Origin of the sequence: Bradyrhizobium sp. AUGA SZCCT0105 (assembly GCF_018129565.1) — a bacterium.
Taxonomy (GTDB): Bacteria; Pseudomonadota; Alphaproteobacteria; order Rhizobiales; family Xanthobacteraceae; genus Bradyrhizobium.
In genome coordinates, this window is record NZ_JAFCMK010000005.1 from 302,994 (window position 1) to 322,170 (window position 19,177).

Annotated in this window: 18 protein-coding genes; 11 read left to right on the forward strand and 7 right to left on the reverse strand. The window is 63.4% G+C overall.

All coding sequences use genetic code 11. From position 1 onward, the window contains the following. The first annotated feature begins 11 nt into the window (after positions 1–11). A complete protein-coding gene (locus JQ573_RS40810; RefSeq protein ID WP_212315917.1) occupies positions 12–953 on the forward strand; it encodes a ring-cleaving dioxygenase in 942 nt (313 codons plus the stop codon). On the opposite strand, the gene JQ573_RS24470 is transcribed toward JQ573_RS40810, so the two are convergent. Both JQ573_RS24470 and JQ573_RS24475 read right to left on the reverse strand, forming a co-directional pair. Further along, on the reverse strand, positions 950–3,811 hold the full coding sequence (locus JQ573_RS24470; protein ID WP_212315916.1) for a winged helix-turn-helix domain-containing protein: 2,862 nt from the start codon (positions 3,809–3,811) through the stop codon (positions 950–952). The two genes, JQ573_RS40810 and JQ573_RS24470, sit on opposite strands and share 4 nt — an antisense overlap. Before the next feature lie 92 nt (positions 3,812–3,903). Continuing rightward, entirely contained in the window at positions 3,904–4,335 is a 432-nt protein-coding gene (locus JQ573_RS24475; RefSeq protein WP_212315915.1) for a hypothetical protein, read from the reverse strand. Between the two features lie 191 nt (positions 4,336–4,526). On the opposite strand from JQ573_RS24475, the gene JQ573_RS24480 reads away from it, so the two are divergent. Beyond that, complete coding sequence (locus JQ573_RS24480) at positions 4,527–5,450, forward strand: helix-turn-helix domain-containing protein (protein WP_212315914.1); 924 nt, start codon at positions 4,527–4,529, stop codon at positions 5,448–5,450. 17 nt (positions 5,451–5,467) lie between these two features. On the opposite strand, the gene JQ573_RS24485 is transcribed toward JQ573_RS24480, so the two are convergent. Both JQ573_RS24485 and JQ573_RS24490 read right to left on the reverse strand, forming a co-directional pair. Continuing rightward, complete coding sequence (locus JQ573_RS24485) at positions 5,468–6,094, reverse strand: hydrolase (protein ID WP_212315913.1); 627 nt, start codon at positions 6,092–6,094, stop codon at positions 5,468–5,470. Positions 6,095–6,108: 14 nt separating this feature from the next. Then, positions 6,109–6,924, reverse strand: coding sequence for an alpha/beta fold hydrolase (locus JQ573_RS24490; protein WP_212315911.1), 816 nt, complete (start codon positions 6,922–6,924; stop codon positions 6,109–6,111). A gap of 343 nt (positions 6,925–7,267) precedes the next feature. Here JQ573_RS24490 and JQ573_RS24495 point away from each other — a divergent pair, with 343 nt between their 5' ends. The 8 genes from JQ573_RS24495 (at position 7,268) to JQ573_RS24530 (ending at position 15,353) form a co-directional block, all read left to right on the forward strand. Next, on the forward strand, positions 7,268–7,906 hold the full coding sequence (locus tag JQ573_RS24495; RefSeq protein WP_212315909.1) for a hydrolase: 639 nt from the start codon (positions 7,268–7,270) through the stop codon (positions 7,904–7,906). A 132-nt stretch (positions 7,907–8,038) separates the two neighbouring features. Beyond that, positions 8,039–8,323, forward strand: a complete 285-nt coding sequence (locus JQ573_RS24500) for a XapX domain-containing protein (protein ID WP_212315908.1) — start codon at positions 8,039–8,041, stop codon at positions 8,321–8,323. After that, positions 8,320–10,197: an amidohydrolase gene (locus JQ573_RS24505; RefSeq protein WP_212315906.1), complete on the forward strand. Its 1,878-nt coding sequence runs from the start codon at positions 8,320–8,322 to the stop codon at positions 10,195–10,197. The genes JQ573_RS24500 and JQ573_RS24505 overlap by 4 nt, the downstream gene beginning before the upstream one ends. 1 nt (position 10,198) lies before the next feature. After that, the gene (locus JQ573_RS24510) at positions 10,199–10,639 is read left to right on the forward strand and encodes a DoxX family protein (protein ID WP_212315904.1); all 441 of its coding nucleotides are present in this window, start codon (positions 10,199–10,201) and stop codon (positions 10,637–10,639) included. 25 nt (positions 10,640–10,664) lie between these two features. Then, positions 10,665–11,618, forward strand: a complete 954-nt coding sequence (locus JQ573_RS24515; protein WP_212315902.1) for a VOC family protein — start codon at positions 10,665–10,667, stop codon at positions 11,616–11,618. Between the two features lie 26 nt (positions 11,619–11,644). After that, positions 11,645–13,048, forward strand: a complete 1,404-nt coding sequence (locus JQ573_RS24520; RefSeq protein WP_249132240.1) for an alginate export family protein — start codon at positions 11,645–11,647, stop codon at positions 13,046–13,048. 1 nt (position 13,049) lies between these two features. After that, a complete protein-coding gene (locus tag JQ573_RS24525; RefSeq protein ID WP_212315899.1) occupies positions 13,050–13,745 on the forward strand; it encodes a YoaK family protein in 696 nt (231 codons plus the stop codon). Positions 13,746–13,751: 6 nt separating this feature from the next. Beyond that, on the forward strand, positions 13,752–15,353 hold the full coding sequence (locus JQ573_RS24530; protein WP_212315897.1) for a Na+/H+ antiporter: 1,602 nt from the start codon (positions 13,752–13,754) through the stop codon (positions 15,351–15,353). A gap of 59 nt (positions 15,354–15,412) precedes the next feature. Here JQ573_RS24530 and JQ573_RS24535 read toward each other — a convergent pair whose 3' ends face one another. Both JQ573_RS24535 and JQ573_RS24540 read right to left on the reverse strand, forming a co-directional pair. Further along, positions 15,413–16,042 (reverse strand): alpha/beta hydrolase, encoded by a 630-nt coding sequence (locus tag JQ573_RS24535; RefSeq protein WP_212315895.1) that lies wholly within the window; start codon positions 16,040–16,042, stop codon positions 15,413–15,415. Continuing rightward, a complete protein-coding gene (locus JQ573_RS24540) occupies positions 16,039–16,977 on the reverse strand; it encodes a ring-cleaving dioxygenase (RefSeq protein WP_212315893.1) in 939 nt (312 codons plus the stop codon). The genes JQ573_RS24535 and JQ573_RS24540 overlap by 4 nt, the downstream gene beginning before the upstream one ends. Before the next feature lie 123 nt (positions 16,978–17,100). On the opposite strand from JQ573_RS24540, the gene JQ573_RS24545 reads away from it, so the two are divergent. Next, positions 17,101–17,994 (forward strand): LysR family transcriptional regulator, encoded by an 894-nt coding sequence (locus tag JQ573_RS24545; protein WP_212315891.1) that lies wholly within the window; start codon positions 17,101–17,103, stop codon positions 17,992–17,994. Between the two features lie 7 nt (positions 17,995–18,001). On the opposite strand, the gene JQ573_RS24550 is transcribed toward JQ573_RS24545, so the two are convergent. Next, positions 18,002–19,150 (reverse strand): hypothetical protein, encoded by a 1,149-nt coding sequence (locus JQ573_RS24550; RefSeq protein WP_212315890.1) that lies wholly within the window; start codon positions 19,148–19,150, stop codon positions 18,002–18,004. Positions 19,151–19,177: the final 27 nt, after the last annotated feature.

A 19,177-nucleotide genomic window follows, 5' to 3' on the forward strand; every position in this document is an offset into this window, starting at 1 on the left:
GAGCGCGTATCGTGGCCGAACCAGACAGATCGTGCTCGCCATCCCGTGGACTTCATCACGTCACGACCATCATTGATGACGCGCAGTGCGCTGCGCGTTTCTATTCCGGCGTTCTCGGTCTGAAACGAGTCAAGAAAACGGTCTGCTACGACGACCCGGGCAGTTACCATCTCTACTATGGCGACGAGGCCGGGAGCCCGGGAACGGTGCTGAGTACCCTGGCATGGCGATGCGTCGCAAAGGGATTGGTTGGGGTCGGCGAAGTCGTGCAGACCGCCCTTCGTGTGCCGGCCGGATCGCTCAAATGGTGGTCAGAGCGGCTCGAGGCCGCGAACGTCGCGTGCCGGTTCGATCATTCGCCATTTGGCGAGCCGCTGCTTTGCTTCGCCGATCCGGACGGAACCACGCTTGCTTTGGTGGAAGCGGAGCAGGATCGTCGCGACGCCGGGCGCAGCGATGCCATTCGAGCGGTCATGGGATTGAACGACATCACCCTGAACGTCCGCGCGGAGGACGCCACGGTCGACATCCTCCAGGACGTACTGGGTTTCAGGCGCGTTTTACAGGCCGATGATTCGATCCGGTTCGTCGCACATGATGGTCCCGGGGGCACGCTGACGCTGCGAATGGTGGGCGCGTCGTCGCGGGGCCGGCTTGGAGGCGGCACGATCAGGCATGTCGCCTTCCGCGCGGCCAATATCGAAGATCAATCCGAAATGATCCGGAAGCTTCAAAGACGGCACGACATCGCCGTGACCGAACCGATTGAGAGAACCTATCTGACTGCGATCGGCTTCCGGGCGCCATGCGGCGTGCTTTTCGAGATCGCAACCGATGGGCCCGGCTTCGCGGTCGACGAGCCGCGCGATCAACTCGGGGAAGATCTTAGATTGCCCGGCTTTCTCGAGGAGCGTCGTCTGGAGCTGCAAAACATCCTGCCTCCTCTGAGCTAGCCGGACTTGCGATTGTGCAACTCGTCGAGCATGGCCTTGGTCCGGCGGAAAGGCACGGCGTCGAAACCCTCGGTAAATTTTCCGAGCGTCCGCTCGAGCACCGCTGCAGGCTCGCTGGTTCGTCGCTGCTGACGCAGGAAGCTTGCAAGACTTTCGGCCGACCTAAGCTCCCATCCAAGGGCGCCTTGCCGTTCCGAAACCTCGAGCGCCTCGCGCAAATGGGCTTCGGCCGGTTCCGAGTCGGGTCCCTGCAATGCAGCCAGCACATCGCCGTGGATTCTCAACGAATCCGGCAGCAGCCAGAGCGCCTCCGTAGCCTTGGTTCGCTCCAGGCATTCCGCGGACGCCAGCAGCGCCTCTTCCGGTCGATCGTCCGCCGCCAGCACCTCGGCCAGGCGGCCGAGAAACGGGATCGATACATTTTCGTATTGTGCGCCGCTCAGCTTCGAGAGCGCCTCTCGCAACAATCTTTCGGCGGGCTCGATCTGGCCGCGCAGGAACAGCAGCCTGCCTTCGAAACCGATCGACGAAAATAAGTAGCTTTGGATATCGTTATCCTGAGCCACCTGCCTGAACCGCTGGATCGCGCAAGCAGCTTTGTCGAGGTCCTCCAGGCTCAGGAACAGCGAAACCCCGCACCAGCTGAGTGCCTGGCAGATCGACGTCGGATTGCCGGTCTCCTCCGCTTCGGAATGCGCCGACAGGCAGGCTCGAACAGTTCGATCGAAGCGCCCCAGATTCCAATGGGCCCGCGCCATCACGCATTGCGCATAGACCGAGTGGTTCAGTCCCCATCGGCCGATCTGCGAGACGTCGCTGTGAGTTCGGAAGTACTCGTGGGCCTCGCGCGCGAGTTCCAGGGCCGTCGCATACTCGGCGCGGAAGAAGAGCGACGCACTCTTCGCGCTTTTCGTCATCGCCAGCGCCGCGGGCTCGTCGGCGTCAGCGACAAGCGTCTCGATCCTCTGCGTTCCTTCCAGCGCGCCCTTGAAGTCGCCGCGGCGGTGCAGGAAAACGATCAGGCCCAACCGCGCCCTCAGCTCCCATTGCCGGTCGCCCAGGCGTGCCGCAAGCTCGATTGCCCTGTTCAGGGCATCGCGCGACTGGCCGGTCATGCCCTGGGTGAACATCAAGGCGAGCCCGTGAGCTGCCTTCAGGACCATCTCGTTGCGCTCGCTTTCGATCGCCGGATCGAGAGCGTCGATCGCCCTGGTCGTCCAAGCGATACATTCCGTCAGCAGCGAATTCTCCAGCCAAACGGGTACGGCGGCGGCCGCGAGCGCAATGCCCGCCTGCGCGTGGCTGTCCGTCGAGAACGCCCAGTCCAGGATTCCGCGCACATTATCGAGTTCCTGGACCGCATCCCTGAGGGTTTGCACCTGTTTCGGGCCGTCGGCGTATCTGCAGAGCATTTCGGTGACGCAGGCCGCAAGCCGGGCGGCGAGTTCGTTCCGCTCGGATTGCTCGACCAGCTTGGCAAGCGCGAATGCCTTGGTGATCTCCAGCAGCCGAAATCGGGTGCGCTCGGAGCCGATGTCGACCGAGACCAGCGATTTGCAGACCAGATCAGCGAGGATCGATGCGGTGTCGGCGCCCTCAGCTGCCGGAATCACGGAGACGGCGGCCTCCAGCGTGAAGCTGCCGGCGAAAATGCCGAGGCAGCGGAGAACGTATCGCTCGCGCTCGCACAGCAGCTGATAGCTCCAGTCCAGTGCTGCCGCGATCGTACGATGCCGCGCCGGCGTGCCGCGGCGCGCATCCGCGAGCAAGTGCACGCGGTCCTCGATCCTGGCGGCCAGTCCGTTGACGCCGAACGCGTCGACGCGCGCGGCCGCGACCTCGATCGCGAGCGGGTTGCCGTCCAATTCGCGGCAGATCTGCGCGGCAAAGCCGGCATTGGCATCGGTAAGCTCGAAATCGTTGACGATGGCAGCCGCCCGCTCCACGAACAACTGAACTGCCGGATAGCCCAGCACGTCCTTCGGTCCGAGGGACGCACCGATTGGAGGCACCTCGAGGGGAGGGAGCCGGAACACCTGTTCGCCATCGACGCGGAGCGGCTCCCTGCTCGTGGTCAGCACCTTGATGCCGCCGGCGCCGCGCAACAGCTCGCCGATGGCGGCCGACGCCCCGTCGATGAGATGCTCGCAATTGTCGAAGACCAGAAGAAGACTCTTGTAACGGAGCGCCGCCGCGATGCCGGATAGTACGTCGCTCGAACGTGCGTCGATCGGAAGAGCGGACGCAATGACGCTCGAAATCAACGATGCATCCGTGATCGAGCCGAGGTCAATCAACCACACGCCGTGCGGAAACTGCGGCAACATCGCTTCCGCGAGCCGAAGCGCGACCGACGTCTTGCCGACGCCCGGCGGTCCGACGATACTCAGCAGGCGGCTGTCGGCCAGTTTTTGCTGCATCGTTCGAAGCGCTTCCGCGCGTCCGACCAGCCGGTTCAATTGCGCCGGCAGGTTATGAGCCGCCTGCATCGCCGGCTGATCAATGGCCGGGCGCTCTTCTTCGAGCACCTTGATAGGCGCAACGAAGCGATACCCGCGTCCCGGACTGTTGACGATGTACTGATTGGCGCTGTCGTCCTCGCCAAGCGCACGGCGAAGCGCCGCCACCTGGACGGTAAGGTTCGCTTCAACGACGAATGTATCGGGCCAGGCGATCTCGACGAGTGCGCGCTTACTCACCAGTTCGCCGGCGTGCTCCACGAGCGCGATCAGGATATCGATCGCCTTGCCGCCGAGGCGAATGACGCGGTCGCCCTCGAGCAGGATTCGTTTGGAGGTGGAAAGGCGAAACGGTCCGAATAGAAACGTACGCTCTGGTCTGTCGTTGCGATCGGGCATCCTTCAGTCAGCCATGGGCCTTCTCAAGGGACCTTGCTACGCCACAGCCCGGAGGGTGTCCATCCCCTTGGAGGTCCGCGCGAACGAGGACGTCACAGCTGGTTTTCGCGCTCGACCTGAAGGGCAATCGCCTGCCGGCGGGCCATGATCGCGGTCACGGTGAGGCGTTCGGCTTCGACCGTGGACAGTGCCGCCAATTCCACGGCGACCGTGGCCATCTGCTCGATCAGATCGGCACGGGTGTGCAGCTGCGCGGTTTGCCGCTTGCTGACCCATCTGGACAGGGTTTCGGGCGCGAGCGTGGCGTCGCGTTCGAGGCCGGAGCGCAATGCCTCGCGAAGCGCTGCGGCGCGTTCGGCGGACTCCTTGACGGCCGCCTGCAGTTCTTGCGTCCGGCTCGCGAATTCCGCATCACGAGCAGCGGCGTCCCTCGCGAACAGTCCGTTGATGTTGTCAAGGCTCACTTGCAGGCGAGCCAAATGGAGGCACAAATCCTCACCGAATTGAGCCAAATTGCCGTTCATCAAGTCCTCGTCTCATCGATGTACGCAACTCTCTCGCGGCGGAAGGCCGCAGCCAAATAAAACCTTGCAAATTCCATGTGGTTGACGGCAACACCGCATCGTCAGCTGTGGTTTTTGGAACGATTTACTGGCCATGCGATGGGGCGGCGAATAACCATCGGCGCGGTGTGCAGAATCTCGACGGGGCTCCGATGGACGACACCGATACTTCATCCGACGGCTTCTACGGCCGTCGACTCGCCTCGCACCTCGGAATGGAAGGCGATTGCGTTCGCAAGATCAATCGCCACGGCAAGCTCGCGCTTGCCATCACGAGATTGACATGTACTCGCTTTGTTCGTGAGCGGACTGCGGCGATTCCGTCGGAGCCGGCATTCAGCATCCTCCATCAACTGGGCGATCTGGACCGGCACTCATGCTGGCTCGCCGGCCGCCAGAGGTATTCCGGATCGTTCGGTGCGGGAACCGTAAGCGTCATCGACCTGCGCGACAATCCACAGTGCGAGTTCAGGGGCCCGTTTGATGCGCTTCAGTACTACATCCCGCGCCGCGCTCTTGACGACTTCGCCTACGAGAACAGCGCGAAGCCGATCTCCACGCTGAAGTGGACCCGTCACCGGCGCGATCCCTATCTGTCTACGCTTTCAAACGTTCTTTTGAACGCCCTCGAAGAGGAGAGCGCGAACAATCAACTCTTCGTCGATCAGCTCGGACTGAGCTTGCTCGCCCATTTCGCGCAGACCTACGGTGATCTCAGCTCGCGCGAGGGCATTCAGGAAGGGGGACTGGCGCCATGGCAGGAGCGGCGTGCCAAGGAGATCATGCGTGCCCGCCTCGCCAGCGGTTTGACGATCGCCGATGTCGCGGCCGAGTGCAGGCTGACGCCGAGCCATTTTGCCCGCTCGTTCCGGCGCAGCACGGGCATCGCTCCCCACGAATATCTCTCCCGGCTCCGGATCGATGAGGCCAAGCGCCTGATGACCACCACCAGGCTGCCGTTGGCGGATATCGCGCTGATCTGCGGGTTCGGTGACCAGAGCTATTTCACCCGGGTCTTCTCGCGCAGCGTGGGAACGAGCCCCGGCGCCTGGCGCAGGGCTCGTTCCGAAGGTTGAAGGGCTTCCGCCGAAACCTAGGTCGGATGGATCATGTCACGCGCGTAGGACAAGCCGATCCCGTATCCGCCGCCATGGGCCTCGACGATGGCTCTCGCGTGGTCATAGGTCTCATGGCGGGTCCAGTCTCGCTGCAATTCCAGAAGGACCTGGATCCACGACGTTGGCCGTGCGCCCGCGGCTTCCATGCGGCGAAGCGCGAGGTCATGGCCGACCGTGGTGAGACCTCCGCAGGCGTCGCCGACCACGTAGACCTCGAGCCCGGCGGCCAACGCCGACAGAACGGTGAAGCTGACGCACGCTTCGGTCAGCAGTCCCGATACGATGAGGCGCCGCCGGCCAGTTGCGAGAATCTTCCCGCGCGCGTTGTCGTCCTCCCAGACGTTCATGTTGCGCCGCTCGATCGGGACGATGCCAGGCAAGGCCGCACTGATCGCCGGCATCAGCGGACCGCTGTAGACTTTCGTCGCAGAGGTCGAAGCAATGACCGGAAGGCTGAACGCCGTGGCCGTCTTGGCCAGGGCGACCACGTTGTTGAGCAGGATTTGCCGGTCAATCGAGCTAACGCCGAAGGCGAGCCCGGCCTGCTGGTCTGCGAACAGGAGGGCGCAGTCTTTCGGTTCAAGAAGGGGAGCGTCGGTCATGTGATCACCCAATGTCACGCCTTGAGGAATTCGAGCAGATCCGCGTTGAGCTGGTCCGCGTGGGTCGTGGCAGTCGCGTGCGGAGCTCCGGGATAGACCTTGAGCGTGGCAGACTTGATCATCTCGGCCGCGAGCTTTCCAGTGTACTGAAGCGGGACCACCTGATCGTCGTCGCCGTGGACCACCAACGTGGGAACGTTGATCTTCGCCATATCCGGCCGGAAATCGGTTTCCGAGAACGCCGTCACGCAGTCGATCGTCGCCTTGATAGAGGCCTGCAAGCCGATCTGCAGCGTCTGCTTGAATACGCCCTGCGAGACCTTGGTGCCGTGGTTGGTCCCATAGAAAAGCGGGCTGAAATCATCAAGGAATTGCGGGCGATCCTTGGCGAGGCCGGCCTTGATGCCATCGAAGACGGCCTTGTCGACACCGTCATGGTCCGCCGTCTTGCCGAACAGCGGCGTCACGGCGCTCACCAGCGCCAGCTTTGACACCCGCGAGGAGCCATGACGCGCGACGTAGCGCACGATGTCGCCGCCGCCCATCGAGAAGCCGACCAGGGTGACGTCCTTCAGGTCTAGATGCTTGACGAGTTCGGCGATGTCGTCCGCGAACGTATCGTAGTCATAACCTTCCCAGGGCTGGCCGGATCGGCCAAAGCCGCGGCGATCGAACGCCACGGCGCGGAAGCCGTGACTGGCGAAGAACAGCATCTGGGCGTCCCACATGTCCGCGCTGAGCGGCCAGCCATGGCTGAACAGGATCGGCTTTCCGCTGCCCCAGTCCTTGAAGTAGAGGTCGGTACCGTCCCGTAATTTCAGCAGCGCCATCAGTTGCTCCTTTGTGGTGGCGATGGCCGCGCACAAATGCGTCGGGCCATCCTCCGCCAAACTCATCGATGGAAGCCCCCTTGGCTTGGACGGCCTCGGCGCTGTTTGGACGGCCTCGCGGTCTCGGCTGAGCGCGCCGTCGGCAAGCTCCGAAGGGCGTGATCCCGGAGCGAGACATCTCCGAGAGCAGTTTTGTCGCACGCGAGCCTTCATCGCGACTTCGTCCAAGCAGCGAACAACCTGTCCAAGCGGCGGCGCCACCTCGGGTCATACAGTCGAAGCCGTACGGACGCTGGATGTCATTCGCTCCGGCCGGCAATCGTCAATTCAAGGAGAAATCTCGATGTCCAAACTCGATATGCTGACCCCAGACAACAGCGCTATTGCGCTCATCGACTACCAGCCGGCGATGTACCAGGGCGTCCAGTCGCACGACCGCCTCGTGGTGTTCAACAACGTCCAGATCCTGGCGAAGGCCGCCAAGCTGTTCAAGATTCCGACCGTGCTGTCCACGGTGGCGAAGGATTCGTTTTCCGGACCGTTCATGCCGGAGGTCGCCGAGCTCTTCCCCAATCACGACATCATCGACCGCACCTCGATGAACTCCTGGCTCAATGCCAATTTTCGCAAGGCGGTCGCCGCGACGGGGCGCAAGAAGTTCGTGATCGGCGGCCTCTGGACCGAGGCCTGCGTGATGTTCCCGGCGCTGGACATGCTGAAGGAAGGCTATGAGGTCTACATCCCGGCGGATGCATGCGGCGACCTGTCCATCGAGTGCCACAACCGCTCGATGGAGCGCCTGGTGCAGGCCGGCGCGGTTCCGATCACCTCGTGCCAGTATGCATTCGAGTTGCAGCAGGACTGGGCGCGCACTGAGACCTACGACGGCATGATGGAGATCCTGAAGGCGCATTCGCCTTACGGCATCCAGATCCGCTTCTCGAAGTGGGTGCTCGGCGAGCATGCGTCGGAGGCTGGCTAAAGCATGATCCGGAAAAGTGCGAAGCGGTTTTCCGAATAGATCATGCTCGAACAAGGGGCTAAGTCGCGATGACCTGATCTCATCGCGCCTTAAGCCGCCTGATTTCTCCCTCCATCCTCCGAGAGGGGTGCGATGAAGATCTACATTCTGTCCCTTGGCGCCGGCCTGCTGGTCGGCATCATCTACAGCCTTCTCAACGTACGTTCGCCCGCTCCTCCTTTGGTGGCTCTGGTCGGTCTGCTCGGCATCCTCGTCGGCGAGCAGATCGTTCCGGTCGCCAGGCAGATCGTCGTCGGCGAGGGTCTTGCCGCCGCGTGGCGGCAGGCGAAATGCGCGCCTCACATGTTCGGCCTGCTGCCCGGGCGGCACGCCGAAGAAGTCAAGACAACCACAGATGTTGCGGAGAAGGCGTCATGAGCGCTCCTGATACGATTCTTCATCGCGGCCTTTTCACCACGCTCGACCGTTCCAACCCGGCCGCCAGCGCCGTCGCCATCAAGGACGGGCGCTTCACGGCGGTCGGCCACGACCACGACGTGATGAAGCTCGCCGGACCCTCGACCAGGGTGATCGATCTGAAGGGACGGCGCGTCCTGCCCGGACTGATCGACAATCATCTGCACATCATTCGCGGCGGGCTCAACTTCAACATGGAGCTGCGCTGGGACGGCGTGTGGTCGCTCGCCGACGCGATGGCCATGTTGCGGAAGCAGGTCGCGATCACGCCGCCGCCGCAATGGGTGCGTGTCGTCGGCGGATTCACCGAGCACCAGTTCGCCGAGCGGCGCCTGCCGACGATCGACGAACTCAACGCGGTCGCGCCGGATACGCCGGTCTTTATTCTCCATCTCTACGACCGCGCGATGCTCAATGCCGCAGCGCTGCGCGCCGTCGGCTACACCAAGGATACGCCGGAGCCTCCGGGCGGCGAGATCACGCGCGACGCGAAGGGCAACCCGACGGGGCTCCTGCTCGCCAAGCCGAACGCCAACATCCTCTATGCGACGCTGGCGAAGGGCCCGAAGCTGCCGTTCGAGTACCAGGTCAATTCGACCCGGCACTTCATGCGCGAGTTGAACCGGCTCGGCGTCACCGGCGCGATCGACGCCGGCGGCGGCTTCCAGAACTACCCGGAGGACTATGCGGTCATCGAGAAGCTCTCCGACGAGGGGCAGCTCACGATCCGGCTTGCCTATAACCTCTTTACCCAGAAGCCGAAGGGCGAGAAGGACGACTTCCTGAACTGGACCAGGACCTCAAAATACCAGCAGGGCACCGATTACTTCCGCCACAACGGCGCCGGCGAAATGCTGGTGTTCTCGGCCGCCGATTTCGAGGATTTCCGCGTCGCCCGGCCGGACATGCCGCCGGAGATGGAGGGCGAACTCGAGGGCGTCGTTCGCATCCTCGTCCAGAACAAATGGCCGTGGCGGCTGCACGCGACCTATGACGAGACGATCTCGCGCGCGCTCGACGTGTTCGAGAAGGTCAACCAGGACATGCCGCTGGACGGCCTGCACTGGTTCTTCGATCACGCCGAGACGATTTCCGACCAATCGATCGATCGCATCGCCGCGCTCGGCGGCGGCATCGCCGTGCAGCACCGCATGGCGTATCAGGGTGAGTATTTCGTCGAGCGCTATGGGTACGGTGCCGCCGAAGCGACGCCGCCGGTGAAGAAAATGCTCGACAAGGGCGTCAAGGTGTCCGCGGGCACCGATGCGACCCGGGTCGCATCCTACAATCCCTGGGTCTCGCTCGCCTGGCTCGTGACAGGCATGACGGTCGGCGGCTTGCGCCTCACTCCGCCACGCAACTGCCTCGACCGCGAGACGGCGCTGCGGATGTGGACCGAGAATGTCACCTGGTTCTCGAATGAGGAAGGCAAGAAGGGGCGTATCGAGGTCGGGCAGCTCGCCGATCTGATCGTTCCGGATCGCGACTATTTCTCGTGCAGCGAGGCCGAGATCGCCGATACGTCGAGCGACCTCACGGTGGTCGGCGGCCGTATCGTTTACGGTGCCGGAGATTTCAAGGCGCTCGACACCAACGCGCCGCCGCCGGCGATGCCGGATTGGTCACCAGTGCGCAGCTTCGGCGGCTATGGCGACTGGCTCGGAGCTGACGGCAAGGCAAAGGCGGTGCGGGCGAACGCCATGCAGATGTGCGGTTGCAGCAGTGGCTGCGGCGTGCACGGCCATGACCATGCCCGCGCCTGGACCGGCAAGCTGCCGGTTGCGGACCTCAAGAGCTTCTGGGGCGCGCTCGGCTGCGCCTGCTGGGCGGTTTGAGATGCCTGCGAAGGTCGGCACGCCGCGCTGGATCGCAGTCATCCTGTCCTGGCCGTGGCTGCTGCCGATCGCCAGGGGCGGGCTGGTCTCCGCCTTCCTGATCGGCGGCATCCAGAAGCTCGCCGATTTTCCGGCAGCGGTCGCCGAACAGGCGCATTTTGGTCTGCAGCCGGCTTGGCTGTGGGCCGTAGCGGCGATCGTCGTCGAGCTTGGCGGTTCGCTGCTGGTCATCGCCAACCGGCTCGTCTGGCTTGGCGCCGGCGGACTTGGCGTTTTGACTTTCGTGGCGATGCTGACCGCCAATGCGTTTTGGCTATCGGCCGGCCACGAACGGTTCATGGCGATCAATGCGTTCTTCGAACACCTCGGCCTCATCGCCGGTCTTGTCGTCGTGACGATCTGCGCTGAAAAGACGCAATCTCGTCGAATCAGCGAATTCTAGTCCAATCTCGCTCAAGGAGTTGTCCATGAAACGGCTATCGGCATCGATCCTGCTCTTGTCGGTTGCGGCTATTGCCGCAGCGGCGCCAGCGGTCGCCAGGGATGCGGGAAAAGCCGGCACGGAGATGGTTGCGGTGGCGCCGCAATATGACACGACGCATGTCTATGTCGCGCCTGATGACGTGGACAAGTTCGTGTCGAGCTTTCTGGCGACTTTCGGCGGTCAGAGCACCAAGCAGGTGGTTGCGACCGTCACACCCACGCCGAGCAGCACGACCTCGCAGCTGCTTCAGACACCGGTCGGCACCGTCTCGCTGTTCGGCTTCAAGACGCCGGTGCCGTATCCGTTCGGCACTGAGCGGAACGGATATCTGGTCAGCGACATCGACGTTGCGATCAAGACCGCCCGTGCGGCGGGCGCCGACGTGATCGTCACGACCTTCCCGGATCCGATCGGGCGCGACGCCGTGATCCAGTGGCCGGGCGGGGTCAATATGCAGATCTACTGGCACACGACCAAGCCGAACTACGCCGCCTTCGAGAAGATCCCGGAGAACCGGGTGTATGTTTCGGCCGACAGGGCGGATGCGTTCGTGCGGAGCTTCCTTGCCTTCTCGCACGGGAAGGTCGTGTCGCAGACCGCGAAGGCCCCCGGGATCGAGATCGGCAAGACGGGACAGACTTACAAGAGGATTCGCATCGAATCGGCATTCGGCAAGATGGTCGTGCTCGTGACCGACGGTCAGCTGCCCTATCCCTACGGCCGCGAGACGACCGGCTATGAGGTGGCGGATCTCGACGCGACGCTTGCCAAGGCAAAGACGGCCGGAGCCACGGTCCTTGTCGAACCCTACACATCCGAAGGAAGATCTGCGGCGATCGTGCAGTTTCCGGGCGGTTACATCGCGGAGGTACATGCGACGCCCGCCAAACATGCTGCTCGTGCAGACCAGCAGCCTCTTGAACGCGCCTTGAAGTAATGGTCGTTATGCCGGCATGGATCGACATGCGAATTGTCAGGACGCTATTGCCCCTTCTGGCGATCGCGTCATCGGTCCATGCCGCCGTTGCGGCAGATGGGGATGACGCGACCGCGAAGCGGCCTGCGATCCAGGCCAACCGATGGGCCGAGGATTGGTCGGTGCTTGCCGATCCCAGGTTGCGGACCGAAGCTTTCGACGGGCTCAAATACATCCCCCTGTGGGCCACGGATCCGAAGAGCTACGTCTCTCTTGGGGCCACGTTGCGCGAGCGCTTCGAGTCGAACAGTGCTGCGGCGTTCGGAACCAGCAAAACCCCCGCGGACAGCTACCTCCTGCAACGGCTTCAGGTCCATGCCGACGTGCATTTCGACGAGAACTGGCGGGCGTTCGTCCAGCTTGAGGACGATCGTGCCTTCGACAAGCTGAACGTCTCCTCGGTCGATCAGGACCGCCTCGATCTGCGACTGGCATTCATCGAGTATGTCAACACCACTGCGGCGGGCACCTTCAAGGCGCGCGCCGGACGTCAGGATTTTGCGTTCGACCTGCAGCGTTTCGTTTCGTCGCGGGACGGACCGAACGTGCGCCAATCCTTCGACGCGATCTGGGCCGATTGGGAAAGCGGTGCCTGGCGCATCCTCGGATTCGTCAGCCGACCCGTGCAATATTTCGACGTGCGTCCGTTCGACGACACGTCGAACGACCGCTTCAAGTTCAGCACCCTGCGCGTTGAACGGAAGGTATTCGGAAACGACGAGCTGTCCGGCTATTATTCGCTTTATGAGCGCAGCGACGCCAAATATCTCGACGCGCGCGGCGACGAGCAACGGCATATCCTGGACATACGGTTCGCAGGCAAGGGCGCCGGATTCGATTGGGACCTCGAGGCGATGGGGCAGGCCGGCCAGGTCGGTACCACGGACGTGCGGGCCTGGGCGGTCGGTGCGCGGACGGGCTACACATTTTCCGATGTGACATGGCAGCCGCGTATCGGCCTGCAGCTTGACGCGGCATCGGGCGACCGCCACCCGGGAGACGGTGTGGTCGAGACCTTCAATCCGCTGTTTCCGAACGGTTACTATTTCACGCTGGGTGGCTACACGGGGTACACCAATCTCATCCATCTCAAGCCTGCGATCTTCGTCAATCCCACGGATCGGCTCAAAGTGATGGCGGCGGTTGCCTTCCAGTGGCGTCAGACGACGGCTGATGCGATCTATGTGCAGCCGAACGTGCCGGTCGCGGGAACGGCAGGAACCGGAAGCGCGTGGACGGGTGCGTACGGGCAGTTGCGCCTCGACTACGCCTTCAACGATCATCTCACCGGCGCGATCGAAGCGGTACACTTCGCCGTCGGCAATACGATCCTCGGCGCCGGCGGGCACACGAGCAACTATATCGGTGTCCAACTCCAATACGGCTGGTAGCATGTCAAAGCCAATTTCCCTTCTTGCCCTGCTGATGAGCCTCAACGCAGGCTTCGTTGATACGGCCGGCTTCCTCGCCCTTCAGGGGCTGTTCACGGCGCATGTCACCGGCAACTTCGTCACGTTCGGTGCCGCCATCGTGCTTGGGACGTCCGGGGCGTTGGCCAAGCTGCTTGCGCTTCCCGTCTTCTGCGCGGTCGTGATCGTCACGAGGATCTTCAGCTTCTATCTCCCCGTCATGGGACTGCCGATCCTCCGCTCGATGCTGGCGATCAAGACGCTGCTTCTCGCGATAGGTGGTGCAGCGGCCGTCCATTTCGGGCCGTTTGTGCAAGGAGACAGCTGGCAGGCGATTGTCACCGGGATGCTTCTCGTTGCCGCGATGGCAATCCAAAACGCCGCCCATCGCATCCATATGGGGACGGACCCGCCCAGCACTCTGATGACGGGAACGACGACCCAGATCATGATCGATGTCGCTGACGTCCTGCGGCGCGCGCCGGTCTCGGTTCTGACTGTTGCCAAGCCCCGCTTGGGCAAGATGTCGGCGAGTGTGGCTGCGTTCGCCTTGGGGTGCGCGGCCGGCGCCTGCCTTTATGCCAAGTTCGGCACCTGGTGCTTCGTCCTGCCTCCGCTTCTCGCGTTGCCGGCGATGTTCCTGGCGGGAGGCGAGCCTGTACCGGAAAAGACGGCTTAGCGCGCGATGAGTTCAGCCGAGTCTTTCCAGACCATCCTTCTGCTGCTGATGATTGCCGTCGTGCTCGACACGGTGGCCCGTCGCGTGCGGCTGCCGTCCGCGTCGGTGCTGGTGCTGGCCGGCATTGTGCTGGCCCTGGTTCCGGGACTTCCGGAGGTAGAGTTCGACCCGGACTTCGTCATGGTGCTGTTTCTGCCGCCGCTCTTGCTCTCGGGCGCCTATTTCACGGTGTGGCCTGACTTTCGCGCCAATCTCAGGATCATCCTGCAGTTGGCGGTCGGAGCCGTCGTGTTGACGACCCTGCTGGTCGGTGTCGTGACGCACTTCTTCTTCCCGGCATTGCCCTGGGCCGCGTGTTTTGCGCTTGGCGCAATCGTTTCGCCGCCCGACGCCGTCGCGGCGCGGGCTGTGCTCGACCATCTCAACGTCCCGCCGCGTATTGCTGTCCTTCTCGAAGGCGAAAGCCTCATCAACGACGCATCGGGCCTCGTACTCTTTCGTTTCGCAGTCGCCGCCGCACTGACCGGTGCCTTCAGCGCGGAGGCGGCCGCAGCAAGCTTCGTCTACGTTTCGGCCGTGGGTATCGGGATCGGTCTCGCGCTCGGCTGGATCTGCGCCTTCGTCGCCGGAAGATTGACCGATGCGAGGCTGACCGTGGTCTGGACCTTCCTGTCCGCCTGGGCTGCCTATCTGCTGGCTGATCGCCTGCATGTGTCGGGCGTGCTTTCGACGGTTGCGTGCGGGCTCGTCCTTGGACGCCTGCAGCACAAGGCCCTGAGCGCAGCGTCCCGCGTGCAGGCGCTGGCGGTGTGGTCCGTCGTGACCTTCGTGATGGAGGCCCTGGTCTTCGTATTGGTGGGGTTGGCGCTTCGCGGCGTTCTGCACCGGTTCGGCTCGGATTGGGGGATCGTGCGCACGCTTGCGCCGGCAGCCGCGACGATCTTTGCAGTGATGGTGCTCGCCCGGTTCGCGTGGATTTTCCCGACCGCCTACATTCCGCGAGCACTGATCCCGTCGCTCCGTGCGCGGGATCCCTATCCACCGCTGGCCGTTCCGTTGGTAATGAGCTGGGCCGGGATGCGCGGGGTCGTCAGTCTCGCCGCCGCATTGTCATTGCCGGAGCATTTTCCGGGCCGCGACATCATCCTGTTCGTGACCTTCTGCGTCGTCGCCGCGACCATCGTCGTCCTTGGCCTTACTCTCGGTCCGGTCGCGAAGACGCTGGCGGGGAAGGAGTTCCTGCTCCGCGGTGAAGAGACGTTGTCGGAAGAGGTGCTCCGGGCCGAAATTGCCCGTGCGCAGTTCGATGCGATCCGCGCACATTCTGTCGGGGCCGAGGGCGAGCACGCGCACCCGCGACTCGTCGAACAATACGGACATCGCCTTGCGGTCGCCGAGGACCATGCCCTCGCCAAGGGAGGCCATGAGGAACGCAGGCTTCAGCACTACCGTGCCGTATTGATCGCGGTGGAAGCCGGCCGCAACAGGCTTCTGGAGCTCTTCAACGCCGGGCGCATTCACGACAGCGTCATGCACAGGCTGGAAGGAGAGCTCGATCAGGAGGAGCTTTTTGCCGCGCGTGTGGTCGAGCTGATCGAAGTTGACTGACGCGCGCGCCCCCAGCAATCGAGCCGAACTGCCGGGATGACAGTTCGGCTCGGATCAAGCTAGGCAACCCGGGCATCGACGCTGGTTATCCAATCTCGCGCCAGACTGACGTCCGCCTGCGTCAGTTGGTGGCCAGCCGGCAGGGTCCTGAGGGTCACCTTGGCTCCAGCGTCCGCGAGCATGGCCGATAGTCTGGCCGCATTGCTGGCCGGAACGATCGGGTCTGCCTGCCCCGAGAGGATGAGCACCGGCTTGCCGTCGAGCCTGGCTTTCGGCGGGTCCGACAGCGGCACCATCGCCCGAAGCAGGACTGCTCCGGCGAGAACGTCCGGCTTCATCAGGAGAAGCGCGGCGGCGATGTTCGCGCCGTTGGAAAATCCCACGGCGACCGGCGCCGCGATGCCATGGCGGCGTCGTGCGTCTTCGACGAATGCCCCAAGCTCGAGCGCGCGCTTGCGCACGTCTTGTTCGTCGAACACGCCTTCCGCCAGGCGTCGGAAGAAGCGCGGCATGCCGTGTTCGAGGACGCGCCCGCGTGGCGAGAGCAGGGCCGAGCCCGGCGATATCATGGCGCCGAGTTGCAGCAGATCGTTCTCGTCGCCGCCGGTGCCGTGCAGGAGCAGGAGCGGCGGCCCGTCGGCTTTGCTGGCTTTCTCAAAACGATAGACGAATGAGGGGGCGTCCGTCACGACACGGCTCCTTCCAGCTTCGGCAAGACACCTTCGATCTCCTTGCGATGCGACTCGAGGAAGCCCGGTAGCTTCAGCTCGCGTCCGAGCGTCTCCACCGGCTCATCGACGGCAAAGCCCGGGATGTCGGTCGCGATCTCGAACAGCACGCCGCCGGGTTCACGAAAGTAGATCGAGCGGAAGTAGTTGCGGTCCTTCTGTTCGGTCGGATGCAGTCCGTGATTGTCTACGAGCCGCTGCGCCATTCTGCCCTGCTCGCCGTCGTCGGCCGCGCGGAAGGCGATATGGTGCACCGAACCGCCGCCTTGATGACCGCGCAGGAATCCCTTCGCCTCATAGATGTCGACGACGCTGCCGTTGACGTCACCGGCCGCCTTGTAGCGGATCACGGAGCCCTCTCGGGCCGTCTCCTTGAAGCCGAACACGTCAGTCAGGACCGCCGCGGTCTTCCCGGCACTATCGAGCAGCAGGGTCACGCCGTGAAAGCCGCGGATCGCGTGCTCGACCGGAACGTCGCCATTGCTCCAGGCCGGCTCGTCTTCGGCGCCCGGCACGCCGACGAGCGCCAGCGCCATACCGTCCGGATCCGTGAACGGCAGGACCGATTCTCCGAACCGCTTTTCCAGCGCTTCGTAATGGATGCCCTTTTCAAGGAATCGCTGCGTCCAGTAGCCGAGCGAGCGTTGCGGCACGCGGAAGGCGGTCTGGTGGGTTTCGCCAACGCCCCTCCGGCCCGGAGGAACGCCCTGCCAGGGAAAGAACGTCAGGATCGTGCCGGGCCGGCCTGTCTCGTCGCCGTAATAGAAGTGATAGGTGGCGGGATCGTCGAAATTGACCGTCCGCTTGACGAACCGCAGGCCGAGATCCCGCGTGTAGAAGCCAAAATTCCTGATGGGGTCACCAGCGATGGCGGTGACGTGATGAAGTCCTGACATGTTCTTCCTCCAGCTCGAATGAGCAACTTCGTTTCGCGAATACATATCGGACGGCTTTGTTCTGAGGACAATTCATGGTTTTATGGCAGCTATGTCTACGATTTGGCGACAATTGAGGGGTAGATGGACAAGCTGGCGAGCCTGAGAGCCTTCGTGAAGGTCGTCGAAAGCGGCAGCTTCGCCGAGGCCGGCCGCCAGATGCGGCTCTCGCGGTCGGCGATCAGCAAATATGTCGGCGATCTCGAGGAGAGCCTCGGGGTGCAATTGCTGAACCGCACCACCCGGCACGCAAGTCCGACCGAAAACGGCCAGATGTATTTCGAGCGGGCCATCGTCATCCTCTCGGATGTCGATGCGGCGGATCAGGCGGTCACCCAGTTGCAATCGGCGCCGCGCGGCCTGTTGCGCGTCAATGCGCCGATGTCGTTCGGCACGATGCGCCTCGGGCCCGCGCTCGCCGATTTCATGACGAAGTATCCCGACCTTCAGATTCAACTCGTGCTGAGTGACGATCTTCTGGACCCTGTTCAGGACGGCTTCGACGTGACACTGCGCATTGCCGAACTGGAATCCTCGAGCCTGATCGCGCGCAAGATCGTCCCCGTCCCGCGGCGGGTCTGCGCATCGCCCGACTATCTGAAGCGTCATGGTACGCCGCTCCATCCGCAGGATCTGCGCGATCACGTCTCCCTGACCTACGGCTTCCTGCTGACGGGCAATCAATGGAAGCTGACAGGCGACGACGGCGTCCATTGGATCCAGCCGGCGTGGTCGCTGTGCGTCAACAACGCAGAGGTGCTGCGCGACGTGGCGGTCAGGGGCAAGGGCATCGCGCTGATACCGGAGTTCATCGCGGCGGAGGCCCTGAAGAATGGCAGCCTCCAGGCCGTCCTTGCGAACTATTCGGCTCCGCCGCTCACCCTTTACGCGGTCTATCCGCCGACGCGACATCTTGCCGTCAAGGTCCGGCTCTTCATCGATTTTCTCGTCGACCGGTTCGGAGCGGGTGCCGGCTGAGCACTCGCTAGTCGGTGCTTCTATCGCGTGACCAGCGATTGCCGAGCGCAAGACCGTATTGGTAGAGCGCGTTGCCATATTCCAGCTGCAACCGTTCGGTGGATTGAAGCGCGACGTCGACATTGGCGCGTGCCGATTTCAATGCGCGTGCGAGAACCGAGGCCTCGTAGGCCGCCTTGGCGGTCCCTCCGGCCGTGTGCGGCCGCACCACGAAAGCTGCGTCGCCGGTCAGCAGGACGCGGCCGAACAGGGTCTTCGGCACCGTCACGTCGAGGATGCTCTGAAGGAACGGATCCGGCGTCTCTGCGACCAGCGCGGCCATCTTTGGATGGATCTCGCGCAACGCGCGGGCCCTCAGATCGGCAACGGCTTTTGCAGATGCCGAGCCGCGCAGAAGCGAGGATCGATGCCGCGTACCATCCTTGTCGGTCAGCACAGTCGCGAGCTCGGCGACACCGACGTGCACATACCAGACCCAGTTGAGCCGACGCGATCCGACCGTAACGGCGCCGTCGGGTCCCGGGATGAAATAGGCCAGCATGTGGCCGCCGTTGCGGGCTTCCGAGAAGGTGAAGCGATCATCGAAGAATGGGAGAAGATCGGAAGGCACGTTGCGTTCATCTAGCGTGCCTCTCCAGGCAACATAACCGGCGTATCTCGCCTCGACATCAGGAAGCATTTGACGCCGGACCGCCGAGCCCGAACCGTCGGCGGCCACGAACAGATCGCTTTCCACGACGGAGCCGTCGCCAAGCGTCGCAGAGACCTTGGAGCCTGCCTGAGACACCGCCATCACTTCGGAGTCAGCCCGATAGCATTCACCGGGAACGGCTGCCCGCAGCGCCTTGTGGATGGCTTCCCAGGAAGTGAATTCCTGCGGCATGTCCTGGAGAACACCATCGCCGCCGTCCGGGTCGAGATATCGCCGGCCGCGGCAGGTCGTGAACGGGAGCGGACCTGCACCGTTTTCCTCGAGCAACTGGATCAGTTCTCGCTGAACGACGATCCCCGCTCCTCGGGCCAGCATCGGACCGGGCACGCGCTCGTGCACGGTGACGGTCGCGCCCAACTTGCGAAGCGTGATTGCATTGCAAAGCCCGGCGACCGATCCGCCGCTGATCGTCACCCTGAAATCATGATCGTGATGCCAGCCCATCTGCTTCTCCCTGACTTGCCGTTTCGA

Coding starts and splice junctions, on each gene's coding strand:
- JQ573_RS24550 (WP_212315890.1), bottom strand. CDS start 19,150: ATGGGCTGGCATCACGATCATGATTTCAGGGTGACGATCAGCGGCGGA.
- JQ573_RS24520 (WP_249132240.1), top strand. CDS start 11,645: ATGCGAATTGTCAGGACGCTATTGCCCCTTCTGGCGATCGCGTCATCG.
- JQ573_RS24545 (WP_212315891.1), top strand. CDS start 17,101: ATGGACAAGCTGGCGAGCCTGAGAGCCTTCGTGAAGGTCGTCGAAAGC.
- JQ573_RS24490 (WP_212315911.1), bottom strand. CDS start 6,924: ATGGCGCTGCTGAAATTACGGGACGGTACCGACCTCTACTTCAAGGAC.
- JQ573_RS24525 (WP_212315899.1), top strand. CDS start 13,050: ATGTCAAAGCCAATTTCCCTTCTTGCCCTGCTGATGAGCCTCAACGCA.
- JQ573_RS24505 (WP_212315906.1), top strand. CDS start 8,320: ATGAGCGCTCCTGATACGATTCTTCATCGCGGCCTTTTCACCACGCTC.
- JQ573_RS24475 (WP_212315915.1), bottom strand. CDS start 4,335: ATGAACGGCAATTTGGCTCAATTCGGTGAGGATTTGTGCCTCCATTTG.
- JQ573_RS24510 (WP_212315904.1), top strand. CDS start 10,199: ATGCCTGCGAAGGTCGGCACGCCGCGCTGGATCGCAGTCATCCTGTCC.
- JQ573_RS24470 (WP_212315916.1), bottom strand. CDS start 3,811: ATGCCCGATCGCAACGACAGACCAGAGCGTACGTTTCTATTCGGACCG.
- JQ573_RS24515 (WP_212315902.1), top strand. CDS start 10,665: ATGAAACGGCTATCGGCATCGATCCTGCTCTTGTCGGTTGCGGCTATT.
- JQ573_RS24530 (WP_212315897.1), top strand. CDS start 13,752: ATGAGTTCAGCCGAGTCTTTCCAGACCATCCTTCTGCTGCTGATGATT.
- JQ573_RS24540 (WP_212315893.1), bottom strand. CDS start 16,977: ATGTCAGGACTTCATCACGTCACCGCCATCGCTGGTGACCCCATCAGG.
- JQ573_RS24480 (WP_212315914.1), top strand. CDS start 4,527: ATGGACGACACCGATACTTCATCCGACGGCTTCTACGGCCGTCGACTC.
- JQ573_RS24485 (WP_212315913.1), bottom strand. CDS start 6,094: ATGACCGACGCTCCCCTTCTTGAACCGAAAGACTGCGCCCTCCTGTTC.
- JQ573_RS24500 (WP_212315908.1), top strand. CDS start 8,039: ATGAAGATCTACATTCTGTCCCTTGGCGCCGGCCTGCTGGTCGGCATC.
- JQ573_RS24495 (WP_212315909.1), top strand. CDS start 7,268: ATGTCCAAACTCGATATGCTGACCCCAGACAACAGCGCTATTGCGCTC.